The 26874-nt window shown below is 59.2% G+C and carries 24 protein-coding genes; 15 read left to right on the top strand and 9 right to left on the bottom strand.

Annotated elements, in window-relative coordinates:
• Positions 1 to 79: 79 nt before the first annotated feature.
• From betA to yccS, 11 genes are all read left to right on the top strand, one after another.
• Positions 80 to 1783 carry a choline dehydrogenase gene (gene betA / locus AC1DHT_RS01680; RefSeq protein WP_427545114.1) on the top strand — a complete coding sequence of 568 codons (1704 nt, stop codon included), beginning with the start codon at positions 80 to 82 and terminating at the stop codon, positions 1781 to 1783.
• A 183-nt stretch (positions 1784 to 1966) separates the two neighbouring features.
• Positions 1967 to 2947, top strand: coding sequence for a hypothetical protein (locus AC1DHT_RS01675; protein ID WP_427545116.1), 981 nt, complete (start codon positions 1967 to 1969; stop codon positions 2945 to 2947).
• Positions 2947 to 3672 (top strand): AzlC family ABC transporter permease, encoded by a 726-nt coding sequence (locus AC1DHT_RS01670; protein ID WP_427545119.1) that lies wholly within the window; start codon positions 2947 to 2949, stop codon positions 3670 to 3672. Before AC1DHT_RS01675 ends, AC1DHT_RS01670 begins: the two co-directional genes overlap by 1 nt.
• Complete coding sequence (locus AC1DHT_RS01665) at positions 3669 to 4019, top strand: AzlD domain-containing protein (RefSeq protein ID WP_427545120.1); 351 nt, start codon at positions 3669 to 3671, stop codon at positions 4017 to 4019. The genes AC1DHT_RS01670 and AC1DHT_RS01665 overlap by 4 nt, the downstream gene beginning before the upstream one ends.
• Positions 4020 to 4249: 230 nt before the next feature.
• Positions 4250 to 4945 (top strand): RraA family protein, encoded by a 696-nt coding sequence (locus tag AC1DHT_RS01660; RefSeq protein ID WP_427545122.1) that lies wholly within the window; start codon positions 4250 to 4252, stop codon positions 4943 to 4945.
• A gap of 116 nt (positions 4946 to 5061) precedes the next feature.
• Entirely contained in the window at positions 5062 to 6504 is a 1443-nt protein-coding gene (locus AC1DHT_RS01655; RefSeq protein ID WP_427545124.1) for a TldD/PmbA family protein, read from the top strand.
• Positions 6504 to 7841, top strand: coding sequence for a TldD/PmbA family protein (locus AC1DHT_RS01650; RefSeq protein ID WP_427545126.1), 1338 nt, complete (start codon positions 6504 to 6506; stop codon positions 7839 to 7841). Before AC1DHT_RS01655 ends, AC1DHT_RS01650 begins: the two co-directional genes overlap by 1 nt.
• A 192-nt stretch (positions 7842 to 8033) precedes the next feature.
• Positions 8034 to 9461: a multidrug transporter subunit MdtD gene (mdtD, locus tag AC1DHT_RS01645; protein WP_427545128.1), complete on the top strand. Its 1428-nt coding sequence runs from the start codon at positions 8034 to 8036 to the stop codon at positions 9459 to 9461.
• 243 nt (positions 9462 to 9704) lie between these two features.
• The gene (gene dbpA, locus AC1DHT_RS01640; protein WP_427545162.1) at positions 9705 to 11042 is read left to right on the top strand and encodes an ATP-dependent RNA helicase DbpA; all 1338 of its coding nucleotides are present in this window, start codon (positions 9705 to 9707) and stop codon (positions 11040 to 11042) included.
• A 156-nt stretch (positions 11043 to 11198) separates the two neighbouring features.
• On the top strand, positions 11199 to 12377 hold the full coding sequence (locus tag AC1DHT_RS01635) for a BaiN/RdsA family NAD(P)/FAD-dependent oxidoreductase (protein ID WP_427545130.1): 1179 nt from the start codon (positions 11199 to 11201) through the stop codon (positions 12375 to 12377).
• A 245-nt stretch (positions 12378 to 12622) separates the two neighbouring features.
• Positions 12623 to 14806 carry a YccS family putative transporter gene (yccS, locus tag AC1DHT_RS01630; protein ID WP_427545132.1) on the top strand — a complete coding sequence of 728 codons (2184 nt, stop codon included), beginning with the start codon at positions 12623 to 12625 and terminating at the stop codon, positions 14804 to 14806.
• Between the two features lie 152 nt (positions 14807 to 14958).
• Here the strand turns inward: yccS and AC1DHT_RS01625 are convergent, their stop codons facing one another.
• Entirely contained in the window at positions 14959 to 15696 is a 738-nt protein-coding gene (locus AC1DHT_RS01625) for a substrate-binding periplasmic protein (protein ID WP_427545134.1), read from the bottom strand.
• A 265-nt stretch (positions 15697 to 15961) separates the two neighbouring features.
• On the opposite strand from AC1DHT_RS01625, the gene AC1DHT_RS01620 reads away from it, so the two are divergent.
• On the top strand, positions 15962 to 16414 hold the full coding sequence (locus AC1DHT_RS01620) for a GNAT family N-acetyltransferase (RefSeq protein WP_427545136.1): 453 nt from the start codon (positions 15962 to 15964) through the stop codon (positions 16412 to 16414).
• A 108-nt stretch (positions 16415 to 16522) separates the two neighbouring features.
• On the opposite strand, the gene AC1DHT_RS01615 is transcribed toward AC1DHT_RS01620, so the two are convergent.
• Genes AC1DHT_RS01615 through AC1DHT_RS01605 form a run of 3 tightly spaced genes read right to left on the bottom strand, consistent with a single transcriptional unit; the run spans position 16523 to position 19500 of the window.
• On the bottom strand, positions 16523 to 16819 hold the full coding sequence (locus AC1DHT_RS01615) for a winged helix-turn-helix domain-containing protein (RefSeq protein ID WP_427545138.1): 297 nt from the start codon (positions 16817 to 16819) through the stop codon (positions 16523 to 16525).
• Between the two features lie 23 nt (positions 16820 to 16842).
• Positions 16843 to 17334 (bottom strand): M48 metallopeptidase family protein, encoded by a 492-nt coding sequence (locus AC1DHT_RS01610; protein WP_427545140.1) that lies wholly within the window; start codon positions 17332 to 17334, stop codon positions 16843 to 16845.
• A gap of 42 nt (positions 17335 to 17376) precedes the next feature.
• Positions 17377 to 19500 (bottom strand): putative bifunctional diguanylate cyclase/phosphodiesterase, encoded by a 2124-nt coding sequence (locus tag AC1DHT_RS01605; protein WP_427545142.1) that lies wholly within the window; start codon positions 19498 to 19500, stop codon positions 17377 to 17379.
• Positions 19501 to 19812: 312 nt separating this feature from the next.
• On the opposite strand from AC1DHT_RS01605, the gene AC1DHT_RS01600 reads away from it, so the two are divergent.
• The 3 genes from AC1DHT_RS01600 to AC1DHT_RS01590 all read left to right on the top strand — a co-directional run bounded on the left by AC1DHT_RS01600 (position 19813) and on the right by AC1DHT_RS01590 (position 22514).
• On the top strand, positions 19813 to 20484 hold the full coding sequence (locus tag AC1DHT_RS01600) for a polysaccharide lyase family 7 protein (protein WP_427545144.1): 672 nt from the start codon (positions 19813 to 19815) through the stop codon (positions 20482 to 20484).
• 667 nt (positions 20485 to 21151) lie between these two features.
• The gene (locus tag AC1DHT_RS01595; protein WP_427545146.1) at positions 21152 to 21445 is read left to right on the top strand and encodes a fructose-bisphosphate aldolase; all 294 of its coding nucleotides are present in this window, start codon (positions 21152 to 21154) and stop codon (positions 21443 to 21445) included.
• 244 nt (positions 21446 to 21689) lie between these two features.
• Entirely contained in the window at positions 21690 to 22514 is an 825-nt protein-coding gene (locus tag AC1DHT_RS01590) for an aspartyl/asparaginyl beta-hydroxylase domain-containing protein (protein ID WP_427545148.1), read from the top strand.
• 96 nt (positions 22515 to 22610) lie between these two features.
• Here AC1DHT_RS01590 and fba read toward each other — a convergent pair whose 3' ends face one another.
• The 5 genes from fba to epd all read right to left on the bottom strand — a co-directional run bounded on the left by fba (position 22611) and on the right by epd (position 26851).
• Positions 22611 to 23675 carry a class II fructose-bisphosphate aldolase gene (gene fba / locus AC1DHT_RS01585; RefSeq protein WP_019694035.1) on the bottom strand — a complete coding sequence of 355 codons (1065 nt, stop codon included), beginning with the start codon at positions 23673 to 23675 and terminating at the stop codon, positions 22611 to 22613.
• A gap of 253 nt (positions 23676 to 23928) precedes the next feature.
• Positions 23929 to 24261 (bottom strand): MliC family protein, encoded by a 333-nt coding sequence (locus tag AC1DHT_RS01580; RefSeq protein ID WP_442114412.1) that lies wholly within the window; start codon positions 24259 to 24261, stop codon positions 23929 to 23931.
• 59 nt (positions 24262 to 24320) lie between these two features.
• Positions 24321 to 24542 (bottom strand): hypothetical protein, encoded by a 222-nt coding sequence (locus AC1DHT_RS01575; protein WP_427533408.1) that lies wholly within the window; start codon positions 24540 to 24542, stop codon positions 24321 to 24323.
• A 34-nt stretch (positions 24543 to 24576) separates the two neighbouring features.
• The gene (locus AC1DHT_RS01570) at positions 24577 to 25740 is read right to left on the bottom strand and encodes a phosphoglycerate kinase (protein WP_427545153.1); all 1164 of its coding nucleotides are present in this window, start codon (positions 25738 to 25740) and stop codon (positions 24577 to 24579) included.
• 25 nt (positions 25741 to 25765) lie between these two features.
• A complete protein-coding gene (gene epd, locus AC1DHT_RS01565; RefSeq protein WP_427545155.1) occupies positions 25766 to 26851 on the bottom strand; it encodes an erythrose-4-phosphate dehydrogenase in 1086 nt (361 codons plus the stop codon).
• Positions 26852 to 26874: the final 23 nt, after the last annotated feature.

Genomic DNA, 26874 nt, shown 5'->3' with positions numbered 1-26874 from the left:
GGGAGCGAGCCTGCTCGCGAATCGAGTGCGCAGCGCTCGCCATGGCCGAACCTGACCAACTTCAAAGAGGGTGCATTCAATGTCCCAGGAATACGACTACATCATCATCGGGGCCGGCTCTGCCGGTAACACCCTGGCGACCCGTCTGACTGAAGACGCAGGCGTCACCGTCCTGCTGCTCGAAGCCGGCGGTCCGGACTACCGTTTCGACTTCCGCACGCAAATGCCTGCGGCACTGGCGTTCCCGCTGCAAGGCCGTCGCTACAACTGGGCCTACGAGACCGATCCGGAGCCACACATGGACGGCCGCCGGATGGAATGCGGTCGCGGCAAGGGCCTGGGCGGTTCTTCGCTGATCAACGGCATGTGCTACATCCGCGGTAACGCCATGGACTACGACGGCTGGGCGAAAAACCCTGGCCTTGAGGACTGGACCTACCTGGACTGCCTGCCGTATTTCCGCAAAGCGGAAACCCGCGACATCGGCCCGAACGACTACCACGGTGGCGAAGGCCCGGTCAGCGTGACCACGCCTAAAGCCGGCAACAACCCGCTGTTCCACGCGATGGTTGAAGCAGGCGTACAAGCCGGTTACCCGCGTACCGAAGACCTGAACGGCTACCAGCAGGAAGGTTTCGGTCCGATGGACCGTACCGTGACGCCTAAAGGCCGTCGCTCCAGCACCGCGCGCGGCTACCTGGACATCGCCAAAAAGCGTTCGACCCTGAACATCGTCACCCACGCCCTGACCGACAGGATTCTGTTCGAAGGCAAGCGTGCGGTCGGCGTACGTTACCTGGTGGGCAGCGCCGAAGAACCTGTTGAAGCCCGTGCACGCAAAGAAGTGTTGCTGTGCAGCGGCGCGATTGCTTCGCCGCAAATCCTGCAACGCTCCGGCGTCGGCCCGGCCAAGCTGCTCAAGAGCCTCGACATTCCCGTGGTTCACGACCTGCCAGGCGTCGGCGAGAACCTGCAGGACCACCTGGAGCTGTACCTGCAATACGCGTGCACCCAGCCGGTTTCGCTATACCCGTCGCTGCTCTGGTACAACCAGCCGGCCATTGGTGCCGAGTGGTTGTTCAATGGCACCGGTATCGGCGCCAGCAACCAGTTCGAGGCTGGCGGTTTTATCCGTACGCGTCCGGACTTCGAATGGCCGAACATTCAGTACCACTTCCTGCCGGTGGCGATTAACTACAACGGCAGCAACGGTGTGAAAGAGCACGGCTTCCAGGCGCACATGGGTTCCATGCGTTCGCCAAGCCGTGGCCGCATCCAGGTCAAATCCAAGGATCCGCGCCAGCACCCGAGCATCCTGTTCAACTACATGGCCACCGAGCAAGACTGGCAGGAGTTCCGTGACGGCATCCGCCTGACCCGTGAAATCATGCAGCAGCCGGCACTCGACGCGTTCCGTGGTCGCGAGCTGAGCCCGGGCATCGAAGTGCAAACCGACGAGCAACTCGACAAGTTCATCCGTGAACACGCCGAAACCGCGTTCCACCCGTCCTGCTCGTGCAAAATGGGCACCGACGAAATGGCCGTGGTCGATGGCCAGGGTCGCGTCCACGGGATGCAGGGTCTGCGTGTAGTCGATGCCTCGATCATGCCGCTGATCACCACCGGTAACCTGAACGCACCAACGATCATGATCGCCGAGAAAATCGCCGACAAGATCCGTGGTCGTCAGCCACTGCCTCGCAGCAAGGCCAAGTACTACGTCGCGGGCGACGCCCCGGTGCGTGGCAAGCCGTTGCGTGAAGTGGGCCCTACGGGGCAGTAAGCTCAAACTTCAGTGACACATAAAACCCGCCACTTCTTTTTAGAACTGGCGGGTTTTTCATTTGAGCTCGAACAAAACTCACCAAGCAACTCACAAAACTTGCAATACATATTGAGTTCCCACTTCACCTCATTCCTTTAAATTAAGAGACGCCAATATTCAACCATCACCTCAAGGATCGAGATGAATAACAACATTACTTACTTCAAACAACAGATCGCCAGGGAACAGACAATCCACCTGGACTTCAGCTATTTGACCGGCACCATCGAATCATGGTGGAAAAAGAACAACACCCACAACATTCACACCTTAAAAAATCAACTCATTAGTCTTTTCCAATCCTATCTCCGCACTGAAGACGCCTACTATTTTGACAAAGTCGGTCTGGCGAGCAGCGGTGTTGCAGCCGTCTGTATAAAGAATGCTTTCAGCCAGGACTCACCGAAGCTGGCCCTGACGGTGCATGAGGCACTGGCGGATCTATTTCACCTGACAGACATTAAATATGAATACGAAGAACACAAAGCCCTGTACCTGAAACCGGCAGCAGAAAAACATCGGGAGTGGGGCAACGGTCATGGCGACATCACACCGCATTCAGACGATTTGTATGAACACCTGAACGTAGATTATCTGGCATTGACGGTGTGTCGCGATACTACAAAAACACCCACCGCGTATTATTTCCCGAGTGATGTGCTCAGTCACCTGACGGATGAGGAAATTCAAACCCTGCTCACGATGAAAGCGGCCTTTATTTCGGGTAAAAACGTCGAGGGCTTCAAAGAGCGTATCCGCAATGTCGTCGACTATTCAGACGTCTATGGCTATCGGTTTTCTCTGGATTTTCGTATTGATGCGAATAACGGTGAAAGAATGCGCGCGGTCAACGGCGGCCAGCAGGTGCTGGACAAAATACGGGCAGGCCTCACGAGCGCAAAGCACAGTGTTTCAACGGCCGAGACAGGCACATTCCTGATCATCGCCAACCACAAAATAATGCACGCACGCACGATGCTGAACATCAGCACGGACGAAGTTCGAAAGCAGGCAAACACTTCGACCTTTGCAACGACACCCCGCCTGCTGTTTCGCAGCAAAGGCCCCAGAAAACAGTACTACTTGCTGAGTGAAAACACCTGCACCCGGACATCCAACTGATGAGCGCTCTCAATCCGGGCTTGCACTTATCGGCGACGAACGTGCTTAAAGAAGGTTTGCGCGACTCCATCACCTTCGGGGTCGCGTTCATCTTCCTGTATGTGTCCATAGGCATTTTGGGGGCTACTCAATCGTTGTCATTGAGCCAGACACTGGCGACGACGTTATTGATATTTTCCACCCCATTGCAATTTCTGCTTATGCAAAGCTACCAAGATGGCTGGATATTGATTCCGGTCATTTTGGTGCTCAATGCTCGTTTTGCACTGCTTTCATCGACGCTGGCACCCCATATCAGAAGCACGTCGACAGCCAAAATTCTGGCTTCATTGATTTTGATAACACCGTCAACATTTACCGCATGCATTACACGTTTCAAGCGATGCACCGACCATTCATTCATTTACTTAATTGGCATTGGATTACCCATATTTTCGGTATCGATTGCATGCACTTACATAGGATTCGCCACGGGAGCACATATCACCTCACCCGCCATTCACGCATTGATGACCATACTGCTACCTCTCCAATTTACCGCATTGGCCGCCAAGCAGTGGCCACATTACTACGACGTATCCAGTTATTGGTTTGGCTTTATTGGCGCGCCGCTGCTTATTTATCTCTTCGGAAACTACAACTTGTTGATCACGCCATTTGTCATTGGTGGACTGGTGGTATTGATCGACAACGGTCGCACTGCACTTGGAGCATCAGCACAATGACAATATGGCTACTCATTGGATTCTCCGCCCTCACGGCCTTCGCTTTCAGAGCCTTGCCATTTGCATTCAAAAATAATCCTGCGCTGACCAACACTCAAGGCTCGCTCTATCGATTTATCAGCTATAGCGCGCAAGCGATGCTGGGCGTGATCATTTACGAAACGGCGTTCAACAAACTGGATGCCGTCAGTTTGCTGCAGCAATTCCAGGGGCTGGATGCATTAAAAATTGCGTTGCTGATTGGTATATTTATCATTGTTGCGAAAACAAAAAAAATATTGCCCGGTTTTCTCGCGTGCTTGTTGATTTACTGGATGGCAAACGCGTACCTGCATGGCTGGAACTAGCCCGTTAAACACGGCGCATTTTCTGGGGCCGGATACATCGCGGGCACGCCACGGCGAAGCTTGTCCGCGAGGGTATTCGCCGGTCGACACCTCACACGGCGTAAATCCTTCCCACACCGCTTCACCCTTGATCCCACCCCCCGCGCAGGCCTACTCTAGTCACCGCGCAAACGTTTCACCCCCCCGCCCCCATCGACAAGCCGCCACCTGGCTGGCCACGAGGCTTACTCATGTTTGATGTCGTGTCTTCGAGCAAATGGCCCACCGGCTACCTGATCAACCCCAACGTAGAACCCCTCGATCCGAAATGGCTGAAGGAATTCAGCAAGATCCCCGCCGCCGCCGTCAGCGACTGCCTGGGTCGCAACGTCGGTGGCCTGGGTTTGAAAGCCTTCCACGGCAATGCGCCGATGCTCGGCAGTGCGCTGACGGTTCGCGTGCGCCCCGGTGACAACCTGATGATCCTCAAAGCCATGCAGATGGCCCGCCCGGGCGATGTGCTGGTGATCGACGGCAGCGCCGACCTGACCCGCGCCGTGTTCGGCGGCATCATGCGTGCCATGGCCCTCAAGGCCGGGATCGTCGGCGTGGTGATCAATGGTGCCCTGCATGACCTCGACGAGTGGCAAACCGGTGAACTGCCGGCCTACGCCATCGGCGGCGTACACCGTGGCCCGAGCACCGACGGTGGCGGCGAAATCAACGTACCGATCTCCTGCGCCGGCATGCTGGTTGCTCCTGGTGACCTGATGATTGGCGACGGTGACGGCGTGGTAGCTGCCTCGCGCAGCGAACTGCCAGAGCTGCTGGTGCGTTGCCACGACCTGCTGGCCCGCGAAAAGGCTACGCTTGCGGCTATCGAAGCCGGAACGCTGGACCCGGATCGGTTTGACGCCATCCTGCGCGCCAAGGGTTGCCCGGTTTAACCGCCACAAGCATCGCGAGCAGGCTCGCTCCCACAAGAACTGCGCAAACCCTGTGGGAGCGAGCCTGCTCGCGATGAGGCCCTTGAGGTCGCAGCCACTCACAAGGAGGTTCTCCAATGTTCGATTTCCACCCCCAGCTCAAGCAGCGCTTCGCTGCCTTGCGCACGGGCGCCGAGTTTTTTTCGCTGCGCTATGTGCGCGAGTCGGGTCAGTACCTGTCGGTACGCAAAAACGTTGCCGAGCCTCCAAGCCTGAGTCGTGACGAAGGCGCGATGCTGACTGCACGGGTCAATGGCGTCGAAGCCTATGCCGCGACCAACGACCTGTCGCCATCCGGCCTGCAAGCCGCCCTCGACCGCGCCGAACGACAGGCCCGTTCGATTGCCGCCCATGCCCTGCTCGACCTGCGCCAGCAGCCGGTTTCCAGCGAGCGCGCCGATTACCTGTCACCGAACCTTGAACAACCCTTCCCGTCCCTCAGCGATTGCTACCAACTGCTCGGCGCCGAATCCGCTGCCGTGCCCAAGGACGAGCGACTGGTGAACTGGCAGGTCAGTATCGGCATCACCCATGTCGAACAGATCTACCTCAATAGCGCCGGCGCCGAATTGCGTCAGGCGCAACGCTTCGTCTACCCGGGGCTGGATGCCACCGCCTACGACGGCAACGACAGCCAGACCCGCAGCCTGGGCCGCGAAAACTTCGGTCAGCAAGGCGGCGCAGACGTAATCAGCCGCTGCGGCCTGATCGGCGCCGGCCCGCTCGTTGCCGACCAGGCGCTGCAATTGCTGCTGGCGCCCAACACCCCGCAAGGCAAACGCGACCTGCTGCTGATGCCGGACCAGATGATGCTGCAGATCCACGAGTCCATCGGCCACCCGCTGGAACTGGACCGCATCCTCGGCGACGAGCGCAATTACGCCGGCACCAGCTTCGTCAAAACCAGCGATTTCGGCAGCCTGCAATACGGCTCCGAACTGCTCAACGTGACCTTCGACCCGGACATTCCCGAGCAGCTCGCCAGCTACGGCCATGACGACGACGGCACGGCGGCGAGCAAACAATTCCTGATCCGCGAGGGTTTGCTGATCCGTCCGCTGGGTGGTGCGCTGTCGCAATATCGCGCCGGCCTCGACGGCGTCGCCAACAGCCGCGCCTGCGGCTGGAACCGTCCGCCCATCGACCGCATGGCCAACCTCAACATCGAGCCCGGTGACCAGTCGCTGGAACAGTTGATCAGCGGCATTGAACACGGCGTGCTGATGTCGACTAACCGCTCATGGTCAATTGACGACGCACGGAATAAATTCCAGTTCGGCTGCGAGTGGGGCCAGTTGATTGAAAACGGTGAACTCAAAGGCGTGGTGAAAAACCCGAACTACCGGGGTATTTCTGCGCAGTTCTGGCGCAACCTCAGCGCCGTTGGCGACACCAGCACCTTCAAGGTGCTGGGCACGCCGAACTGCGGCAAGGGCGAACCGAACCAGGTGATCCGCGTCGGCCACGCCTCGCCGGCCTGCGTGTTCAGCAACATTGATGTGTTTGGAGGAGACGCCTGATGAGTACGACGTTGAGTCAGGTCGAGCAATTCAAAGGACTGGTGGCCTGGTTGCGCAGCGCGGTGCGCGAGCCTGAGCAGTTCACCCTGAGCTACGCCGCCGAATCGTCGGCGTTCGTGCGCTTCAACCACGCCAAGGTGCGTCAGGCCGGCCAGGTCCAGCAGGCCAGCGTCGGCTTCAAACTGATCAATGACGGTCGGCACGCGGACCTGAACATCACCCTCGCCGGTGATTCCGAGGTCGACCTTCAGCGCCTGGCCGAAGGCCTGCAACAGCTGCGCGAGACCCTGCCGCTGTTACCGCAGGATCCGTATCTGCTGCTCAACCACACGGGTTGGCAGAGCAAGAACGTGCAGGACCACCCGTTGCCGGACACCGAACAGGTGGTCGCCGAAATCGCCCGCGCCGCCGAAGGGCTCGACCTCGTCGGTTTCTACGCCGCCGGGCCGATCAGCCGAGGGTTCGCCAGTTCGTCCGGCGCCTTCGGCTGGCATCAGGCCAACAGCTTCAATTTCGACTTCAGCCTGTTCCACGCCAACGGCCAAGCGGTGAAAGCCAGCTACGCCGGGCACGACTGGAACAGCGAAGGTTTCGCCAAACGCTTCCAGCAGGCCCGCGAGCAGCTGGAGTTTTTGGGACGGCCGCTGCGTACCTTGGCGCCGGGTCAGTACCGCGCCTATCTGGCACCGGCCGCGCTGGAAGAGATCGTCGGCATGCTCTGCTGGGGGGGGTTCTCCGCGCAGTCGATTGCCAGCAAAAGCAGCCCGCTGCAAAAACTCTACGCAGGTGATAGCACCTTCAGCCCCTTGCTCTCGCTGGATGAAAAAGTCAGTGGTTCCCTGAGCCCGGCGTTTTCCGGCGAAGGCTACCCGCGCAGTGATCTCGGGTTGATCGTTGCGGGCAAGGCGGGAGAGCGGCTGGTGGGTTCGCGCAGCGCCGCCGAATACGGCCTGACTGCCAACGGTGCCGGTGGCGGCGAGTCGCCCAGTGCCTTGAACATGGCCGCCGGTGCGTTGCCGGAAGCCGAGATTCTCAAGCAACTCGGCACCGGTTTGTACATCAGCAACCTATGGTACCTGAACTACTCGGATCAACCGGCCGCACGCTTGACCGGCATGACCCGTTTCGCGACCTTCTGGGTCGAGAACGGCGAGATTCAGGCACCGGTCAGCACCATGCGCTTCGATGACAGCGCCTACAGCCTGCTCGGTTCGCAGCTGGAAGCACTGACGAGTGAGCGTGAGCTGATTTTGTCGCCCAGCACCTACAGCCAGCGGGCCACGGCCTCGGCGGTATTGCCCGGAGCGCTGGTCAGCCGCCTGACGTTGACCCTGTAAACACGATCCGTAGCAGCTGGCGAAGCCTGCGTTCGAGGACGGAGTCCTCGCAAAATCAGCAACCGCGTTTCCTCTGAAGAAATGTGGTTGTCAGGTTTCACGACCGCTTCGCGGCCGAACGCAGCCTGCGGCAGCTGCTACGGGATCGCCATTGCTCTCGCGGATTGTTTCATCTCCAAAACAAGAGGTCCCATGCCCAACCTTCCGGCTCTTGATGCAATCACCGCCCGCTGGGTCCCCTGGGTGGTGGCGATTGCGTTTTTCATGCAGTCCCTCGATGGGACCATCCTCAACACCGCCCTGCCCGCCATGGCCCTCGACCTGGCAGAAGACCCACTGCGCATGCAGGGCGTGATCATCGCCTACATGCTCACGGTCGCCTTGCTGATTCCGGCATCGGGCTGGGTCGCTGACCGCTTCGGCACCAAGAAAATCTTCTTCGGCGCAATCCTCTTGTTCAGCCTCGGCTCTCTGCTCTGTGCGCTCTCCAGCACCTTGACCATGCTGGTCGGCGCCCGAGTGATTCAGGGGCTGGGCGGCGCATTGATGCTGCCGGTCGGGCGACTGGTGGTGCTGCGCGCTTACCCGCGTTCGGAGCTGGTGCGGATCATGGGCTTCATCACCATTCCCGGCCTGCTCGGGCCACTGATCGGCCCGACCATGGGCGGCTGGATGGTGCAATACCTGACCTGGCACTGGATCTTCCTGATCAACCTGCCAGTCGGGCTGGTCGGTTGCTACGCGGTCTGGAAATTCATCCCGGACCTGCGCGGCTCTGAGCGCACGCGTTTCGATGGTTTGGGTTTCCTGCTGTTCGGCGCGGCGATGGTGCTGATCACCATTGCCATGGAAGGCCTGGGTGAGCTGCACCTGCCGCATTTGCGGGTGATGTTGCTGCTGTTTGGCGGTATGGCGTGCCTGGCGGCGTATTGGCTGCGGGCCGGGCATATCGACAATCCGTTGTTCGCACCGGCGCTGTTCAAGACCCGGACTTTTGCCGTGGGCATTCTCGGCAACCTGTTCGCCCGGCTTGGCAGCGGCGCCCTGCCGTTTCTGGTGCCATTGCTGCTACAGGTCGCCTTGGGCTACTCGCCGTCCCTGGCCGGGATGAGCATGTTGCCGCTGGCCGCCGCGGCAATGTTCGCCAAGTCGATCGCGCGACCGCTGATCGAGCGCCTGGGTTACCGCATCGTGCTGACCGGTAACACCCTGGCGCTGGGAATCATGCTGGCGAGCATGGGCCTGGTCAGTGAGCAGACGCCTTATTGGCTGCTGCTGGTGCAACTGGCGATACTCGGGGCGATCAACTCCTTCCAGTTCACAGCGATGAATACCGTGACCCTGATCGACCTCGACGACGCCAGCGCCAGCAGCGGCAACAGCCTGCTGTCAGTGGTCGCGCAGTTGTCGCTGAGTCTCGGCGTTGCCTGCGCCGGCGCCCTGCTGGGTGGTTTCACGGCGGAGGTCGGCAATGATGGCGTGAACACGGTGCTGGGCGCCTTCCAACTAACCTTCGTCACCATCGGCATCATGGCAATGCTGGCCGCAACGATCTTTTCCCAGCTGTCCCCAAAGGATGGCCGACGGATGGTCAGCCGCGAGCACGATGTCGAGCACTAACTCGTAGCAGCTGCCGAGGCACGAGGCTGCGTTGCGTGTCCGCAGGACCGCCCTCGGGGGCTACTTCGTAGCCCAACGCAGCCTCGTGCCTCGGCAGCTGCTACGACGATTTGCTACGGCTATTCGTCCAGAATTTGCAGGTGGAGCGCACGGGACTGGTACACTGCGCGACATTTTGTTTTGCAGGCCAGTCCCGTGACCACCATCGCCACCGCTTTTAATACTTTGCCGCTGTCCGCCGCCATGCTGGCTAACCTCGACTCCCTCGGTTATGCCCAGATGACGCCGATCCAGGCGCAAAGCTTGCCGGTGATCCTCAAGGGGATGGACCTGATCGCGCAGGCCAAGACCGGCAGCGGCAAAACCGCCGCTTTTGGTATCGGCCTGCTGAACCCGATCAATCCGCGCTTCTTCGGCTGCCAGGCACTGGTGATCTGCCCAACCCGCGAGCTGGCTGACCAGGTTGCCAAGGAAGTCCGTCGCCTGGCCCGCGCCGAAGACAACATCAAGGTCCTGACCCTGTGTGGCGGCGTGTCGTTCGGTCCGCAGATCGGCTCGCTGGAGCACGGCGCGCACATCATCGTCGGCACTCCGGGGCGTATCCAGCAGCACCTGCGCAAGGGTTCGCTGGTGCTCCACGGCCTGAACACGCTGATCCTCGACGAAGCCGATCGCATGCTCGACATGGGTTTCTACGATTCCATCGAAGAAATCATCGCCCAGTGCCCTGAGCGTCGCCAGACCCTGCTGTTCTCCGCCACCTATCCGGTGGGCATCAAGCAGTTGGCGTCGAAGTTCATGCGCAACCCGCAGCAGGTGAAAGCCGAGGCGTTCCACGACGACACGCAGATCGAACAGCGTTTCTTCGAGATTTCGCCGGAAGAGCGCATGGACGCCGTGGTCAAGGTCCTCGCCCATTACCGCCCGCAGTCCACCGTCGCTTTCTGCTTCACCAAGCAGCAAGTGCAGGAAACCGTCGACCACCTGACGGCCAAAGGCATCTCGGCCGTTGGCCTGCACGGTGACCTGGAACAGCGGGATCGCGACCAGGTACTGGCAATGTTCGCCAACCGCAGCACATCCGTATTGGTCGCTACCGACGTCGCCGCCCGTGGTCTGGACATCGATGCGCTGGACATGGTGGTCAACGTCGAACTGGCCCGCGACTCGGAAATCCACATCCACCGCGTTGGCCGTACCGGTCGTGCCGGTGAGAAAGGCATCGCCATCAGCCTGGTCGCGCCGTCCGAAGCCCATCGCGCCCAAGCCATCGAGCAACTGCAGAAGTCGCCGCTGAGCTGGGATCAACTGGACAGCCTGACCTCACAGGGCGGCGCCCCGCTGCTGCCGGCCATGAGCACCCTGTGCATCGGCGCTGGCCGTAAAGACAAGGTTCGCCCGGGCGACATCCTTGGCGCACTGACTGGTGATGCCGGTGTTCCTGGCGCCCAGGTCGGCAAGATCGCGATCTTCGACTACCAGGCCTATGTCGCCGTGGAGCGCGGGATCGCCAAGCAAGCCTTGCAGCGCCTGAACGACGGCAAGATCAAAGGCCGCTCGCTGCGCGTACGGATTTTGTAAGAACAGCGCACTTCCCTGTGGGAGCGAGCCTGCTCGCGATGAGGCCAGCACATTCAACATCTATGTTGACTGTCAGACCGTTATCGTCGGAACGCCGCCCGGAGCCGGCTCGCTCCCACGGTTTGTTTTGTGGTGATACGTTAAGAGGACACCGTTTTGCGCTCTACCGAAGTCGTGATCATTGGCGCTGGCGCCGCTGGGTTGATGTGTGCACTGACCGCCGCCGGGCGCGGGCGCAAGGTGATGTTGCTCGACCACGCAAACAAGGCCGGCAAAAAAATCCTCATGTCCGGTGGTGGCCGCTGCAATTTCACCAACATGTACACCGAGCCGAGCAATTTCCTCTCGCAAAACGCGCACTTCTGCAAATCCGCACTGGCGCGCTATACCCAGTGGGATTTCATCGGGATGGTGGCCAAGCACGGCGTGCCGTACCACGAGAAAAAACTCGGCCAGCTGTTCTGCGATAACAAATCCAGCGACATCCTCGGCATGCTCCTCGACGAGTGCGATCAGGTCGGCGTCAACCTGCACCTCGACACCTCGATCCAGCAGATCGAAAAAATCGAAAACGGCTACCTGCTGGAAACCACGTTGGGCCAGTTGACCTGCGAATCGCTGGTGATCGCCACCGGCGGCCTGTCGATTCCAACCCTGGGCGCTACCGGTTTCGGCTATCAAGTGGCCAAGCAGTTCGGTCACCAGTTGCTGCCAACTCGCGCCGGCCTGGTGCCGTTCACCATCACCGACCAACTAAAAGAGCTGTGCACCGAGCTCTCCGGTACGTCGGTGGATTGTCTGGTGAGCTGCAACGATCAGAGCTTTCGCGAAAACATCCTGTTCACTCACCGCGGCCTCAGCGGCCCGGCGATTTTGCAGATTTCCTCGTTCTGGCAATCCGGTGACGCCGTCGAAATCAATTTGATGCCCGACCACGACGTGCCGAGCTGGCTGCAACAGCAGCAAGCCGAGCGCCCGAACAGCGAACTGAAAACCCTGCTCGGCGAAATCTTCACCAAGAAGATGGCCAATCTGCTGGCCGACAACTGGTTCGTCTCTAAGCCGATGAAGCAGTACACCCACGCCGAGCTGGCCGATATCGCCACCAAACTGGCGAACTGGACACTGGTCCCGGCCGGTACCGAAGGCTATCGCACGGCCGAAGTCACGCTCGGTGGCGTCGACACCCATGAAGTCTCGTCCAAAACCATGGAATCGCTGAAAAGCCCCGGCCTGTACTTCATCGGCGAAGTGCTGGACGTCACCGGGCACCTGGGCGGTTTCAACTTCCAATGGGCCTGGGCCTCGGGTTATGCGGCGGCGCAGTACGTCTGATCCAACGTCGTACACAAAACAAAATGTGGGAGCGAGCCGGCTCCGGGCGGCGTTCCGACGATAGCGGTCTGACAGTCAACATGGATGTTGAATGTGCTGGCCTCATCGCGAGCAGGCTCGCTCCCACTTTGTTATGTGTTGATCCATAAGGAACAGTTTTTGCTGTCAGATGTGATCGGCGCCATTGCATCGTCGTCATTACTGGCTCAATTTAGCTGCATTGCCCCGGAAGGCCTCCGCACTTCATGCCATCAACCTCGTTTCGTCAGACTCTGCGTCGCCTTTGGGCGCTGGATAAATTCAGCTACAGCGTACGGGTGTTCATCGCCCTGACCGGCACCATGGCGCTGTGTTGGTATCAAAATGAAATGGGCCTGCTGATCCCGCTGTTCCTGGGGATTATCGCCAGCGCCCTGGCCGAAACCGACGACAGTTGGCAAGGCCGTCTCAACGCGCTGGCCGTGACGCTGGTGTGCTTCAGCGTTGCCGCGTTTTCGGTCGAGCTGCTATTCCCCTACCCATACATCTTCGTGGTCGCCCTGGCATTGGCCAGTTTCAGCTTGACCATGCTCGGCGCCTTGGGCGAACGCTATGGCGCGATTGCCTCGGCAACGCTGATTCTGTCGGTGTACACCATGATCGGTGTGGACCAGCGCGGCGGCGCGGTCACCGATTTCTGGCATGAACCGGTGTTGCTGGTGGCCGGTGCCGCCTGGTATGGCTTGCTCTCGGTGCTGTGGCAGGCGCTGTTTTCCAACCAGCCGGTGCAGCAGAGCCTGGCCCGGTTGTTTCGCGAGCTGGGGTTTTACCTGAAGCTCAAATCGTCGCTGTTCGAGCCGATCCGCCAGATGGACGTCGAAGCCCGGCGGCTGGAACTGGCGCAGCAGAATGGCCGAGTGGTCGCGGCGCTCAACGCCGCCAAGGAAATCATCCTGCACCGGGTCGGCAATGGTCGGCCGGGCTCGAAAGTCAGTCGTTACCTGAAGCTGTATTTCCTCGCCCAGGACATCCACGAACGCGCCAGCTCTTCGCACTATCCGTACAACGCCCTGGCCGAAGCCTTTTTCCACAGCGACGTACTATTCCGCTGCCAACGCCTGCTGCGCCAGCAAGGCAAAGCCTGCCGGGCATTGGCCGAGTCGATCCAGATGCGCCAGCCGTTCATCTACGACGACAGCTTTGCCGAAGCCCTGAGCGACCTCCACGCTTCCCTCGAACACCTGCGCATCCAGAGCAACCCGGCCTGGCGCGGTTTGCTGCGCTCATTGCGCGCACTGGCAGCCAACCTCAGCACCCTGGATCGTTTGCTCAGCGACGCGAGTAACCCCGACGCCCTGGCCGACGCCACCGACAGCAGCCTGCTCGACCGTTCACCGCGTAACCTCAAGGACGTCTGGACGCGCCTGCGCACACAGCTGACGCCGACCTCGCTGCTGTTCCGGCATGCCCTGCGTCTGCCTCTGGCCCTGACCGTCGGCTATGGCATGGTGCATTTGATCCACCCCTCGCAGGGCTATTGGATCATCCTCACCACGCTGTTTGTCTGCCAACCGAACTACGGCGCCACTCGGCGCAAACTCGGTCAGCGGATCCTCGGCACCGCGATCGGCCTGACCCTGGCCTGGGCGTTGTTCGATCTGTTCCCCAACCCACTGGTGCAGTCGAGTTTCGCGATTGCCGCCGGCGTGGTGTTCTTTATCAACCGCACCACCCGCTACACGCTGGCGACGGCGGCAATCACCCTGATGGTGCTGTTCTGCTTCAACCAGGTCGGCGACGGCTACGGGCTGTTCCTGCCAAGGTTGCTCGACACCTTGCTCGGCGGCCTGATTGCGGGGCTCGCGGTGCTGCTGTTCCTGCCGGACTGGCAGGGCCGCAGGCTGAACAAAGTGCTGGCCAACACCCTCACCTGCAACAGCATTTACCTGCGCCAGATCATGCAGCAATACGCTGTCGGCAAACGTGATGACCTGGCCTATCGGCTGGCTCGACGCAATGCCCACAACGCCGATGCGGCGCTGTCGACTACCTTGGCCAACATGCTCATGGAGCCGGGGCATTTCCGTAAGGAGGCTGACGTCGGTTTCCGTTTCCTGGTGCTTTCCCACACCTTGCTCAGCTACCTATCGGGCCTCGGTGCGCACCGTGAAATCCAGCTACCCGCTGACGTTCGTGAACAGCTGATCAGCGGTGCGGGTGTCAGTCTGGCGACCAGCATCGACGAAATCGCCCAAGGGCTGGCGAGCAAATCGCCGATTGCGATTCAGAGCGACGAAGAAGAAGCCCTGGCCGCCGGACTTGAACAAATGCCTGACGAGATCGACGAAGGTCAGCGTCTGGTGCAAACCCAACTGGGGTTGATCTGCCGACAACTGGGACCGTTGCGCACGCTGGCGGCGCATTTGATCAAGGATACGAGCGAGGATTGAGATCTGTGGTGACCGGGCGGGCCTCTTCGCGAGCAAGCCCGCTCCCACAGGGGATTTGTTGTGTACACGAGATCTACACCTGACACAGATCTACTGTGGGAGCGGGCTTGCTCGCGAAGAGGCCCGCACAGTCACCGTGACTTTCCGAGACGTTACATCCCATGCTGCCTGAGCAATCGCTCGTAGCTGCCATCCACCTTCATCGCTGCAATCTCGCGATCGAATCCGGCAACAATCTGTTCATGGTCGGGATTCTTCAGGCTGACCAGAATATGCAGGCTGTTCTCACTCAAAGGATTGGGCAGGAACTCCACGGCATTGCGCACCTTGGGTGATTCGCGTGCCAGGTAATAACGGGCGACGTATTCGTCTTCCAGGGTCAGCTTCACCCGGTCAGCGGCGAGCATGCGCACGGCCATGGGGAAGCTGTGCACCTGCACTTTCTGCAAGGCGGCGTCACCGTCAAACGCGGGTGAATAGGCGTAGCCACGCACCACCGCAACCGGATAGGTGTGCAGTTGCTGCAAGTTGTTGTATTCGATCGGTGTGTCTTTGCGCTTGAGGAAGCGTACCCGGTTGAGCAGATACTCGCTGGAAAACTGCCCGATGTGGGTGCGCTCTTCGTTGAACCAGGCGTTGACCAGCACGTCGTAACGCCCTTCGCCCACCCCCAGCAAGGCTCTGGCCCAAGGCACCTGCTCGAAATCACTGGCATAACCCGCCCGCGCCAGCGCGGTGCTGACAATGTCAGTCGCCACCCCGCCATTGACCAGCGTGGCATCGGTAAACGGTGGCCAGGCATCAGCCACCAGCCGCAGTTTTTCTGCTGCGGCGGTCTGGCTCAGCAACAGCAATCCAATCAAAGCAACAGCTCGATGCAATCGCGGCATGCTAAAAAATCCTTAGCGGGCGGGCAGCCCAGCGTGTTTTTAGCCAAAACTCGAAGGCCGGTGTGCCGAATCGCGGCCACAACCCAGGCCCTAACAGTAGCTCATTGAAGTCACAACAAACCGCTAAAAATCAGATTACACAAAGAAGACAACGTCGCGAGAAATGAATGATGGCATTTTGGCCTTTGTCACAGTTTTTTATGCCACAAGACATCCCGCTGCGGGACGCTTAGTATCGGAGCGACGTTGTTCAAGGAATGTGAAGATGACAATCGATTGGGTCTGCAAACACCACAGCGATCTGGGCAAAGAGCAGTTGTACGCCATTCTGCAGTTGCGCACGCAAGTGTTCGTCGTTGAGCAGAAATGCGCCTATCAGGAAGTCGATGGACTGGACCTGGACGGTGACACCTGCCACTTGATGGCCTGGGATGGCGATCAGCTGGTGGCCTACCTGCGTTTGCTCGACCCGATTTCACAGGGTGGCGACGTGGTGATCGGTCGGGTAGTGATCGCCCCTCTTGCTCGGGGCCAGGGCCTGGGTCATGAGTTGATGGCGCAGGGGCTCAAGCAGGCTGAGAAATACTGGCCTGAAGTGCCGATCTATCTGTCGGCCCAGGCGCATTTGCAGGGGTATTACGGGAGGTACGGGTTTGTCGTGGTGGGCGAGGAATACCTGGAGGATGACATTCCGCATATCGGGATGCGCCGTTCTTGAGGGCCTCTTCGCGAGCAGGCTCGCTCCCACACTGATCTATGACACGACGAAGGTCCCCTGTGGGAGCGAGCCTGCTCGCGAAGGCGTCAGTTGCGACGCCGCAAAAGCTCAGGGGTATTCCAGCACCGTTTTGATCTGCTGAAGATTGCGCTCGATCCAGCTTGGATCAATCGCCCCCCACTCCCGAATCCTGTACCGCCCGGCATGATTACGCGCGCCCTCTTCCTGCTCGAACTCGCACACAATATCCAGATCGGCCAACGCGGCAATGGTGTCCTGGGCTGTACGCCGCGGCATGCCGGTGACGTCGGTGAGTGCCGGGACATTGCTGGCCAGACCGCGGTCGATCAGGTACGCCACGTACAGCCGGCGGTAGAAGCTGCTTTTGGTCTTGCTGACATCCATTCCCACACTCCCGATTCCGATAATTACTGCATATCCCGCCACGTCAGGTACACCCGCAAGTCGAACTCCAGCTGGTGATAGCCCGGCAGCATGTGCTCGCACAGCTTGTAGAACGCTTTGTTGTGATCGGACTCTTTGAAGTGCGCGAGCTCATGCACCACGATCATTTTCAGAAACTGCGGCGCAGCGTCCTTGAATAACGAGGCGATGCGAATTTCTTTCTTGGCCTTGAGCTTGCCGCCCTGCACGCGCGAGATCGCCGTGTGTAAGCCAAGGGCGCGATGGGTCAGGTCGAGGCGGTTGTCGAACAGCACTTTGTCGATAGCCGGCGCATTGCGCAGGAATTCCTGCTTCAACTCCAGTGCGTAGCTATACAGCGCCTTGTCACTCTGCACCGCGTGCTTGTCCGGGTAACGCTGGCTCAGGTAGTCGCCCAGTCGATCCTGATCGATCAACTGGCGCACTTGGTCTTGCAAGGCAGCGGGATAAGCCTGGAGGTACTTCAGCGCGGTCATGGGTCAACAACAGAGTGACGAAAGACCGCCAGTGTAGCGAATTCAGGCGGTCAGCGCGCTCCAGTCAAACGGCTGCGCAAAGCCACCTGCATCCTCGGCCATCAGCGGCCTGGCCACCAGGAAACCTTGCACAAACTGGCAACCGTTGGCCTCGAGCCATCGATACTGTGCAACGGTCTCCACGCCTTCGGCGATCACCAACATCCCGAATTCCCTGCACAACTCGATGACACTGCGCACCAGCGCTGCATCCCGAGGCGAATCGGGTATCCGGGCAATCAGGTGCCGATCGAGCTTGAGCGTGTCCAACTGCAGATCGCGTAAATGCGCCAACGAGCATGGCCCCGAACCAAAGTCATCCAGCGCCACGCGCACCCCAAGGTGACGCAACAGGCGCAGCTGTTTGCGTGACTCATCAACGTTCTGGATCAAGGCGTCTTCGGTGATTTCAACTTCCAGCTGAGACGGCTGCAACTCATGACGCTCCAGCACCTGACGCAACTCGGTGACCAGATTCGGCATGCCGAACTGGGTGCTGCTCAAGCTCACACCGAGCACCAGATCCTCGGCAAACAGGTTTTCCCAGGCCTTTCGCTGCCTGGCACCGCGGTGGTAAATCCAGCTGCCGAGACGGCTAATCAGCCGTGCCTCTTCCAGCAGCGGTAAAAACAACCCTGGAGGTACATCGCCGACACTCGGATGCTGCCAGCGCAGCAACGCTTCAAACCCGCGTACGCGACCGTCGGCAATCGCCACCTGGGGTTGATACACCAGGTTGAAATCCTGATTTTCGATGGCCGTGCGCACGCTTTCTTCGAGCATCAGCCGCGAGCGCGCGCGACCGTTCATTTCATGGTCGTAGAAGCGATATTGCTGGCGCCCGGCACGCTTGGCCTCGTACATCGCGATGTCTGAGGCGCGCAACAAACCGTCAAGGTTGGAACCGCAATCGGGATAGGTCGCAATGCCGATGCTCGCACCAAGCACCACATCCAGTCCTTCAATTTGCTGACAGATCGAGATTCGCTCGATGAGCTTCTCGGCAATCTTCGCCGCTTGCTCAGGAAACTCCAGATCGAGCAACGCCGTGAACTCATCACCGCCCATGCGCGCCAGAATATCGAACGGCCGAAGACAGGCCTTCAACTGCTCGGACACCCAACGCAGCACCCGGTCACCGGCATCGTGGCCCAGGGAATCGTTGACCCGTTTGAAGCCATCCAGGTCCAGGTACAACAACACCCACGCGCTGTCGGAACGCTCACCGCGCAATAGCAGGTTTTCCGCAGTCTGGTAGAAGCCACGGCGATTGAGCAGCCCGGTCAGCGGGTCTGTGACAGCCTGAAACTCCAGCTGTTGATGCAGATGGCGCACCACCGACATGTCGAGCACGGTCACCACCATGGCCCGCTGTTCGGACGGCAATGGCGCGCAGGACAGCGCCACCGGCACTTGCTGACCCGGCGCGGTGCGCAGGATTGCATCGTGCACGCGCCAGGTCTCACCCCGTTGATAACCGGCATAAATGTCAGAATCAGCCCACACCGGCACGTGCGGTTTTTGCAGGAAGTCCACGAACTCCGCGCCTTGCAATTCGGTGACCGTCGCATTGAGCAAGCGGGACATGGCCGGGTTGGCGAAGCGGATCAGGCCGTCATCGCCCACCACCAGAATCCCTTCGGCGGCGTTATCCAGCACCGAGGCATTGAAGGCGCGTGCGGCTTCCAGATCCTGGCTCAAGCGCTGCAAGGCCCGGCGATTGCGCTGGTGTTCTAGCAGGGCCTGGACTTTGGGTTTGAGGATTTGCGGGTCAAACGGTTTGAACAGGTAATCCACCGCGCCACTGGCATAACCCTTGATCACCGCATCCTGGGACTGTTCGTTGGCGGTCAGGAAAATGATCGGGGTCAAACGGGTACGCTGGCTGCCGCGCATCAAACGCGCCACTTCAAAACCGTCCATCCCTGGCATCTGCACATCGAGCAGCACCAGGTCGACTTCATGTTCGAGTAACAGGCTCAAGGCTTCAAAGCCGGAAGCCGCGGTCATCACCTGCCAGTCCTGGCGCTGTAACAACGCACGCATACTGATCAGGTTTTCAGGGTAATCATCCACGATTAGAAGAACTGAGCTGCCTTCAACTGGCTTGGGTTGCGCGCATTCCATGCTGCTTCTCTTGTAGTGACGTCAGGCCGGTACCGTCGAAAAAACCGGACAACTCCACTCTAGACCGGGATCTGCGAAAGCAGTAGGTGTCATCACGCCATCACCGATGGCAAAGCCCCAGACTCCGACTAACGGTAAGCGCCAGAGACTGCGAGACCGGAAAAGGTGGCCATTCGACAGAGCATTGACGCCAGTTATCCGCCGGACGGGCATTAACAAGCATCCCTTCTACGCTTATAAAGACTGCCCTCTAACGCGCGGGCTAGAGCTTCTGGTACGCGCGTTCAGCTAGAATTCGCGGATGCTTTGACCATGATCGATCTCGCAACCTGGAACCTCAGTGTTCCTGTCGGCAGCCCCCCGTACACCGTTGATACCGCCAAACTGGTGGACGGTTTCAAGGATCAATACTTCAATTCCGACACCGGTACGCTGTTCTTCTGGGCACCGGTGACCGGCTCCCGCACGGAAAACGCAATTTACCCGCGCACCGAACTGCGCGAAACCTACAGCAACGGCACCTTGCGCAACTGGCTCTACCCCGAGGCCGATAACTTGCTGCACGCGACCCTCGCGGTGAACCAGGTGCCGAGTTCGGGCAAGATCGTCATCGGCCAGATCCACGCCTTCAACAGCCAAAAACCCTTGGTGAAAGTCGAGTACCAGTACAAGACCAGCACCTCGACCGGCAACATCGTCGCCAAGGTACGCATGCACCCGGACGACGATGTTGCTCGGGTGATCACCGTCGCCACGGGAGTGAAGCTGGACCAGAGTTTTTCCTACCTGATCCACCTCAGCCCCGGCGGCGCCCTGGGCATCAGCGCCGCGGGCTACTCATGGGACACCCAGATCAGCGCCACCTGGCGCGACAAACCGCTGTACTTCAAGGCCGGGGTGTACGTGCAGGACAACACCGGATACACCAGCGAGGGTGGGAAAGTGACGTTCAGCAAGCTGAATATTGATCACAACCCGAGCTGACAACTTGATCTCAACCCTTGAGGACGACTCGCTCCCCCGTAGCAGCTGTCGAGGCTGCGTTCGGCTGCGGAGCAGTCGTAAAACCTGACGCCGGGTTTCTTCAGGCAAACCGCATTTGCCGGATTACGACCGCCTTGCGGCCGAACGCAGCCTCGCAGGCTCGACAGCTGCTACGGGCATGGGAACGATCTGAGCGTCCGCAAATCCCGTAGGATTGCTCCCACTGTGGCGAGGGAGCTTGCTCCCGCTGGGTTGCGAAGCAGCCCCAAACCCTGCCACCGCATTTCCTCAGACACACCGCACCGCCCGGTTTACGACGGCTACGCCGCCGAGCGGGAGCAAGCTCCCTCGCCACAAAGGTCGCAGCACCGTCCTACACCCCGGTTGCAGCCGCCAACATCGACACCTAAAGTTCTCCCGTGGCTGACATCAATCGGCTACGGGGTTTCGCAGCCCTGAGGTACAAGTAGTAACCTAGCACCATACAAAGCCTAACGACGGTCGCATCAGCGCCCGGAGTCCGTTTTATGGTGGCTGTGTGTGGGAGACCTTCGAGTCTGCCGGGTTTCCTTGTACCTCGGTCTGCGAACCCGCACATAGCTACCACCCAATTCGTTTCGCAGCGAACGGCTGTAGCTCTTCTTTTAAGTACAAGGAAGATTTACTCATGACCATGAACCACCCGCCCCGCCGCTTCACCCCCTTCACCCAAATCGCCACCGACTACCCCGTCCTGCTCATCGACAGCCACGCCCCGCTACGCGAACTCCACGCCTGCGTCAGCGAACGCCTGCACGCAGTCCTCAGCTACCTGACCCTCATGGCCTGCACCAGCCTGCCCGACTACGCCGAGCGCGACATCAACACCGTCACCAACGTGGCGCGCTTGATGGTTCAGGACATTACCGATGTGTTCGGAGTGATCGAGCAGCGAGGGTTTGACGCGCCAGCGAATCGCTGAGCATTCGGCGCACACGAAAAAAGGGAGCAGTTTGAATAAACCTGCTCCCTTTTCACTTAATAAAACCCGCCCCGCCGCTTTTTTACTGACGCCGAAGAAAAAAACACGTCAGCACATCTGAGAAATCTTTACAAACAAGAAACATTTATTACAGAATGAGTCCTTATGATGGCGAATATAATGTCTGTCCTATAGGTATTTTTCACATCCAAATACCCGCACCACCTCAGGGGAACTGAGTTCCATGAACACTCGAGTCATCCGCAAAAAAGCAGTCTCGGCAATCACTATTCTCGCTATTGCTGCCATTATTTATTGCTTTCCGGTAGCCGCTCTTTGGTTTGTTATTGTGCTCTGTGTTTGCGGCATCTATGACTTCCTGCGCAATGGCATCTTCGATACCGAGATCATCAAAAAGTATTTTATAGGTGGCGGCCGCAATACATGGTTGCTCGCGCCCCTGAATACCATTTTCGATCTGCTGTCCAAGCCAAGCCGTTATGTTTACAAGTTGCGCGAGCTTCCCGAAAGCCATCAGCAAGACATCAACTACGTGATTGAAACCGCGATGGCTCACAAGGAAGAGATCATTGCGTTCCTCGATGCGCGCATGGCCCAGAAAAAGCGTGGCATGTTGTTCTTCCAATGGTATGGCCGCAAGATCGATACCGAACTCAATATCCCCGCACTTCAGAAGAAACTGCCTTATATCAAGACTATCGGCGTATCGGTTTTCAATGAAAACCAGTCGACATCCTTTCACTTCGGGCCATTGCGCATGATGTACCGCGTGCTCTACAACATCATGCCCGCCGCTCATCATGACGGTGTGTACATTCAAGTCAGGAAGAAAAAACACTACTGGCACGATGATCCGCTGTTCATCTTTGATGACACGCTGCTGCACGCCTCCTTCAATAAGAACGACGCCAAGCGCTACTGCCTGTTTCTCGACATACTGCGCCCGTCCTGGGCTTCTTTTATCCTGAACGGCATCGTCGCGTCATTTGCAGGAGTGGCGTTCGCCTTGCGCCGATTCTTTTACAAAAACTGGAAACTTATTCAGTAAGAGCAACGGAAAAAGCCGGCTTACTCCATGGCGATCACCCAATAAAAAACCCGCCTCTCGGCGGGTTTTTTATTCGTGCAATTAAACGTTCAGGTCTTAGTTAACCTTGGCGTTCAACTCACCTTTCAAATAACGCTGGAACATCGCTTCCAACGAGATCGGCTTGATCTTCGAAGCATTACCGGCAGTCCCGAACGCTTCATAACGTGCAATGCACACGTCGCGCATGGCTGTTACGGTAGCGCCGAAGAATTTACGTGGATCGAACTCGCTCGGGTTGGTGGCCATCAGGCGACGCATTGCGCCGGTGGAGGCCAGACGCAGGTCGGTGTCGATGTTGACCTTGCGCACGCCGTGCTTGATGCCTTCGACGATTTCTTCAACCGGTACGCCGTAGGTTTCTTTGATATCGCCGCCGTACTGGTTGATGATCGCCAGCCACTCTTGCGGTACCGAAGAAGAGCCGTGCATCACCAGGTGGGTGTTCGGGATGCGTTTGTGGATTTCCTTGATGCGGTCGATGGCCAGTACGTCGCCGGTGGGTGGCTTGGTGAACTTGTAAGCGCCGTGGCTGGTGCCGATGGCGATGGCCAGGGCGTCGACCTGGGTGCGCTTGACGAAGTCAGCGGCTTCTTCCGGGTCGGTGAGCATTTGGCTGTGATCGAGCACGCCTTCTGCACCGATACCGTCTTCTTCACCGGCCATGCCGGTTTCCAGCGAACCCAGGCAGCCCAACTCGCCTTCTACCGATACGCCGCAGGCGTGAGCCATGGCTACGGTTTGTTGGGTGACACGGACGTTGTAGTCGTAGTCGGTCGGGGTCTTGCCGTCTTCGCCGAGGGAGCCGTCCATCATCACCGAGCTGAAGCCCAGTTGGATCGAACGCTGGCAGACGTCAGGGCTGGTGCCGTGGTCCTGGTGCATGCACACCGGGATGTGCGGGAATTCTTCGATCGCCGCCAGAATCAGGTGACGCAGGAATGGCGCGCCAGCGTATTTACGGGCGCCGGCCGAAGCCTGGACGATCACCGGGGAGTCAGTCTTGTCAGCGGCTTCCATGATGGCGCGCATCTGCTCAAGGTTGTTGACGTTGAAGGCTGGAACGCCGTAGCCGAACTCGGCTGCGTGGTCCAGCATCTGGCGCATGCTGATAAGTGCCATGGTGTGTGTCTCTCCCGGTTGAGGGTCGTTAATCGTGCAAGCCTGCCGTAGCGGCGGCTGCTATTCAAGTTAATGCAGATCGGGGGTTAGGCCGGCCTGCGAATTCGGTGTTGCATCAATCTCGAGTACTTGCACAGACCCACTTGTGGGAGCGAGCCTGCTCGCGATAGCGGTAGCTCAGTCACATCATCGTTAAATGTGCCGCCCTCATCGCGAGCAGGCTCGCTCCCACATTAGGTCCGTGGTGTATCAATTACTTGGCTTTACAGCCCCGGCCGATCAAATCGTTGGTGGCGACCCAGTACACCAGGCCTTCCTCACCTTTGACGTGAAACGCCAGTTTGTCATCGCTGTACAGCGAACCACTGCCTGCCGGTTCCAGCTTCAAGCGGTGCACCTGATCGTCACCACCCAGGCGCACGTCAACAGCTTTGTGGCTGTTGTCAGTGTAGTGCCAGAGCACTTGAGCCTGGCTGTCGCAAACCCAGGTCGTCCACGCATCAGGCGCGGGCGACGACGCGAACGGGTTCATAGTGGCGCAACCGGCAAGTAGCGCCAGCGACCCCACGGCTATCAAGCCTTTCATCCATTTTCCTCGGCAGTCGGCACACGCCAACTGCGCTGGGTATCAGTGAGTCAGACCGGTCAAGGGCAACCATGTTCCTTGGCCGGGGTCCGTGTCTCGTATTTATCCAGGCCATCCGGCCCGGAACGCTTGTTGAGCACCGGGTTGGTTTCGGCTTGCCAGTCGGCCTGGTAACAGCCTTTGTCCGGCGCGCCGGTATCCGATTCCTGCGCGGCTTTCGGGGTGCTCCCGCAGCCGGCCAGTACACCCGCTGCGAACAATGTCGCTAACATCTTGACCATGTAAACACTCCTTTGCCTGGCCAATGGATGACCCTTAGGCCTTTGCCCGGCTTTCCAGGACTTCAACGGCCGGCAGCACTTTGCCTTCGACGAACTCGAGGAACGCGCCACCGCCGGTAGAAATGTAGGAGATCTGCTCGGCAACACCATACTTATCAATGGCTGCCAGGGTGTCGCCGCCGCCCGCGATGGAGAATGCCGAGCTGTCTGCGATGGCCTGAGCCAGGACTTTGGTGCCGTTACCGAACTGGTCGAATTCGAATACGCCGACCGGGCCGTTCCACAGGATGGTTTTCGACGACTTCAGCAGTTCAGCGAAGTGCGCCGCAGTCTGTGGGCCGATGTCGAGGATCATGTCGTCTGCTGCTACGTCGGCGATCAGCTTGACGGTCGCGGTCGCGCTTTCAGCGAATTCCTTGGCAACCACCACATCGACTGGTAACGGCACGCTGACTTTGGCAGCGATGGCACGGGCGGTGTCCAGCAGGTCTGGCTCGTACAGCGATTTGCCGACCGGGTGACCGGCAGCGGCCAGGAAGGTGTTGGCGATACCGCCACCGACGATCAGTTGGTCGCAGATCTGGCTCAGGCTGTTCAGCACGTCGAGTTTGGTCGAGACCTTGGAGCCGGCGACGATGGCCGCCATTGGCTTGGCCGGGGCGCCCAGGGCTTTGCCCAGGGCGTCCAGTTCGGCAGCCAGCAACGGGCCAGCCGCAGCGACTTTGGCGAACTTGGCCACGCCGTGGGTCGAACCCTCGGCACGGTGAGCGGTGCCGAAGGCGTCCATCACGAACACGTCGCACAGGGCGGCGTATTGCTTCGCCAGTTCGTCAGCGTTCTTTTTCTCGCCCTTGTTGAAGCGCACGTTCTCGAACAGCACGATGTCGCCGGCCTTGACGTCAACGCCGCCCAGATAGTCGGAGACCAGCGGCACTTCACGGCCCAAGGCCTTGCTCAGGTAGTCAGCGACTGGCTTGAGGCTGTTCTCGGCCGAGAATTCACCTTCGGTCGGACGGCCCAGGTGCGAGCAGACCATCACCGCCGCGCCTTTTTCCAAGGCCAGCTTGATGGTCGGCAGCGAGGCCAGGATTCGCGCATCGCTGGTGACAACACCGTCCTTGACTGGGACGTTGAGGTCTTCGCGGATCAATACGCGCTTACCTTGCAGATCGAGGTCGGTCATCTTCAACACGGTCATGGGTCGCATTTCCTGGATAGCTGTTTTAGAGAGCAGTTTTTTTAGAAGCAGAGAGTTCAGAAACAGAGAGCTTGATAGCGGTTTGCAGATAGTGTCCTGCAACATCGAGCATTCGGTTGGCAAAACCCCATTCGTTGTCGAACCAGGCCAGCACGTTCACCAGCCTTGGGCCGGAAACGCGGGTCTGACTGGCATCGACGATCGCCGAATGCGGGTCATGGTTGAAATCACAACTGGCATGAGGCAACTCGGTATAAGCCAAAAGCCCCTTGAGCGGGCCATAGGTGGCAGCCTCGCGCAGGATCCGGTTGACTTCAGTCGCATCGGTGTCAGTGACGGTTTGCATCGTGATGTCGAGGCACGACACGTTGACCGTCGGCACGCGTACAGCTTTGGCCTGAATTCGCCCGGCAAGTTCCGGCAGCAAGCGTTCGATACCACGCGCCAGGCCGGTGGACACCGGAATCACCGACTGGAACGCCGAACGGGTGCGGCGCAAGTCTTCGTGGTGGTAGGCGTCGATGACCGGCTGATCGTTCATCGCCGAGTGAATCGTGGTGATCGACACGTAGTCCAGGCCAAAGGCCTGATCCAGCAGCCGCAACAGCGGCACGCCGCAGTTGGTGGTGCAGGACGCGTTGGACACCAGCAGTTCATCGCCGGTCAGGCACTCCTGATTGACACCGTAGACGATGGTGGCGTCGACATCCGCTTCGCTGGCCATCGGCTGGGAAAACAGCACCCGCGGGGCGCCCGCGTCGAGGAAACGCTGGCCGTCTGCGCGCGTGTGGTAAGCACCGGAGCATTCAAGCACCAGATCGACACCCAGAGACGCCCAATCGATGCCTTCGGGGGTGGCACTGCGCAGGACCTTCACGCAGTTGCCATTAATATGCAGACAATCGCCGTCAACCCTCACCTCACCGGGAAAACGCCCGTGGGTGGAGTCGAAGCGTGTCAGGTATTCGACGCTGGCCATGTCAGCCAGATCGTTGATTGCCACAATTTCAAACCCGGCAGCCGCCCCTCGCTCGAACAAGGCACGCAAGACGCAACGACCAATCCGGCCGTAGCCGTTGAGTGCAACTTTGTAAGGACGCGGTTGAGGCATGGGGTTCTCGATTACCGTGGTGA

It is taken from the genome of Pseudomonas sp. 05N432, from assembly GCF_056396945.1.
This window is presented reverse-complemented; position numbering and strand designations above follow the sequence as displayed.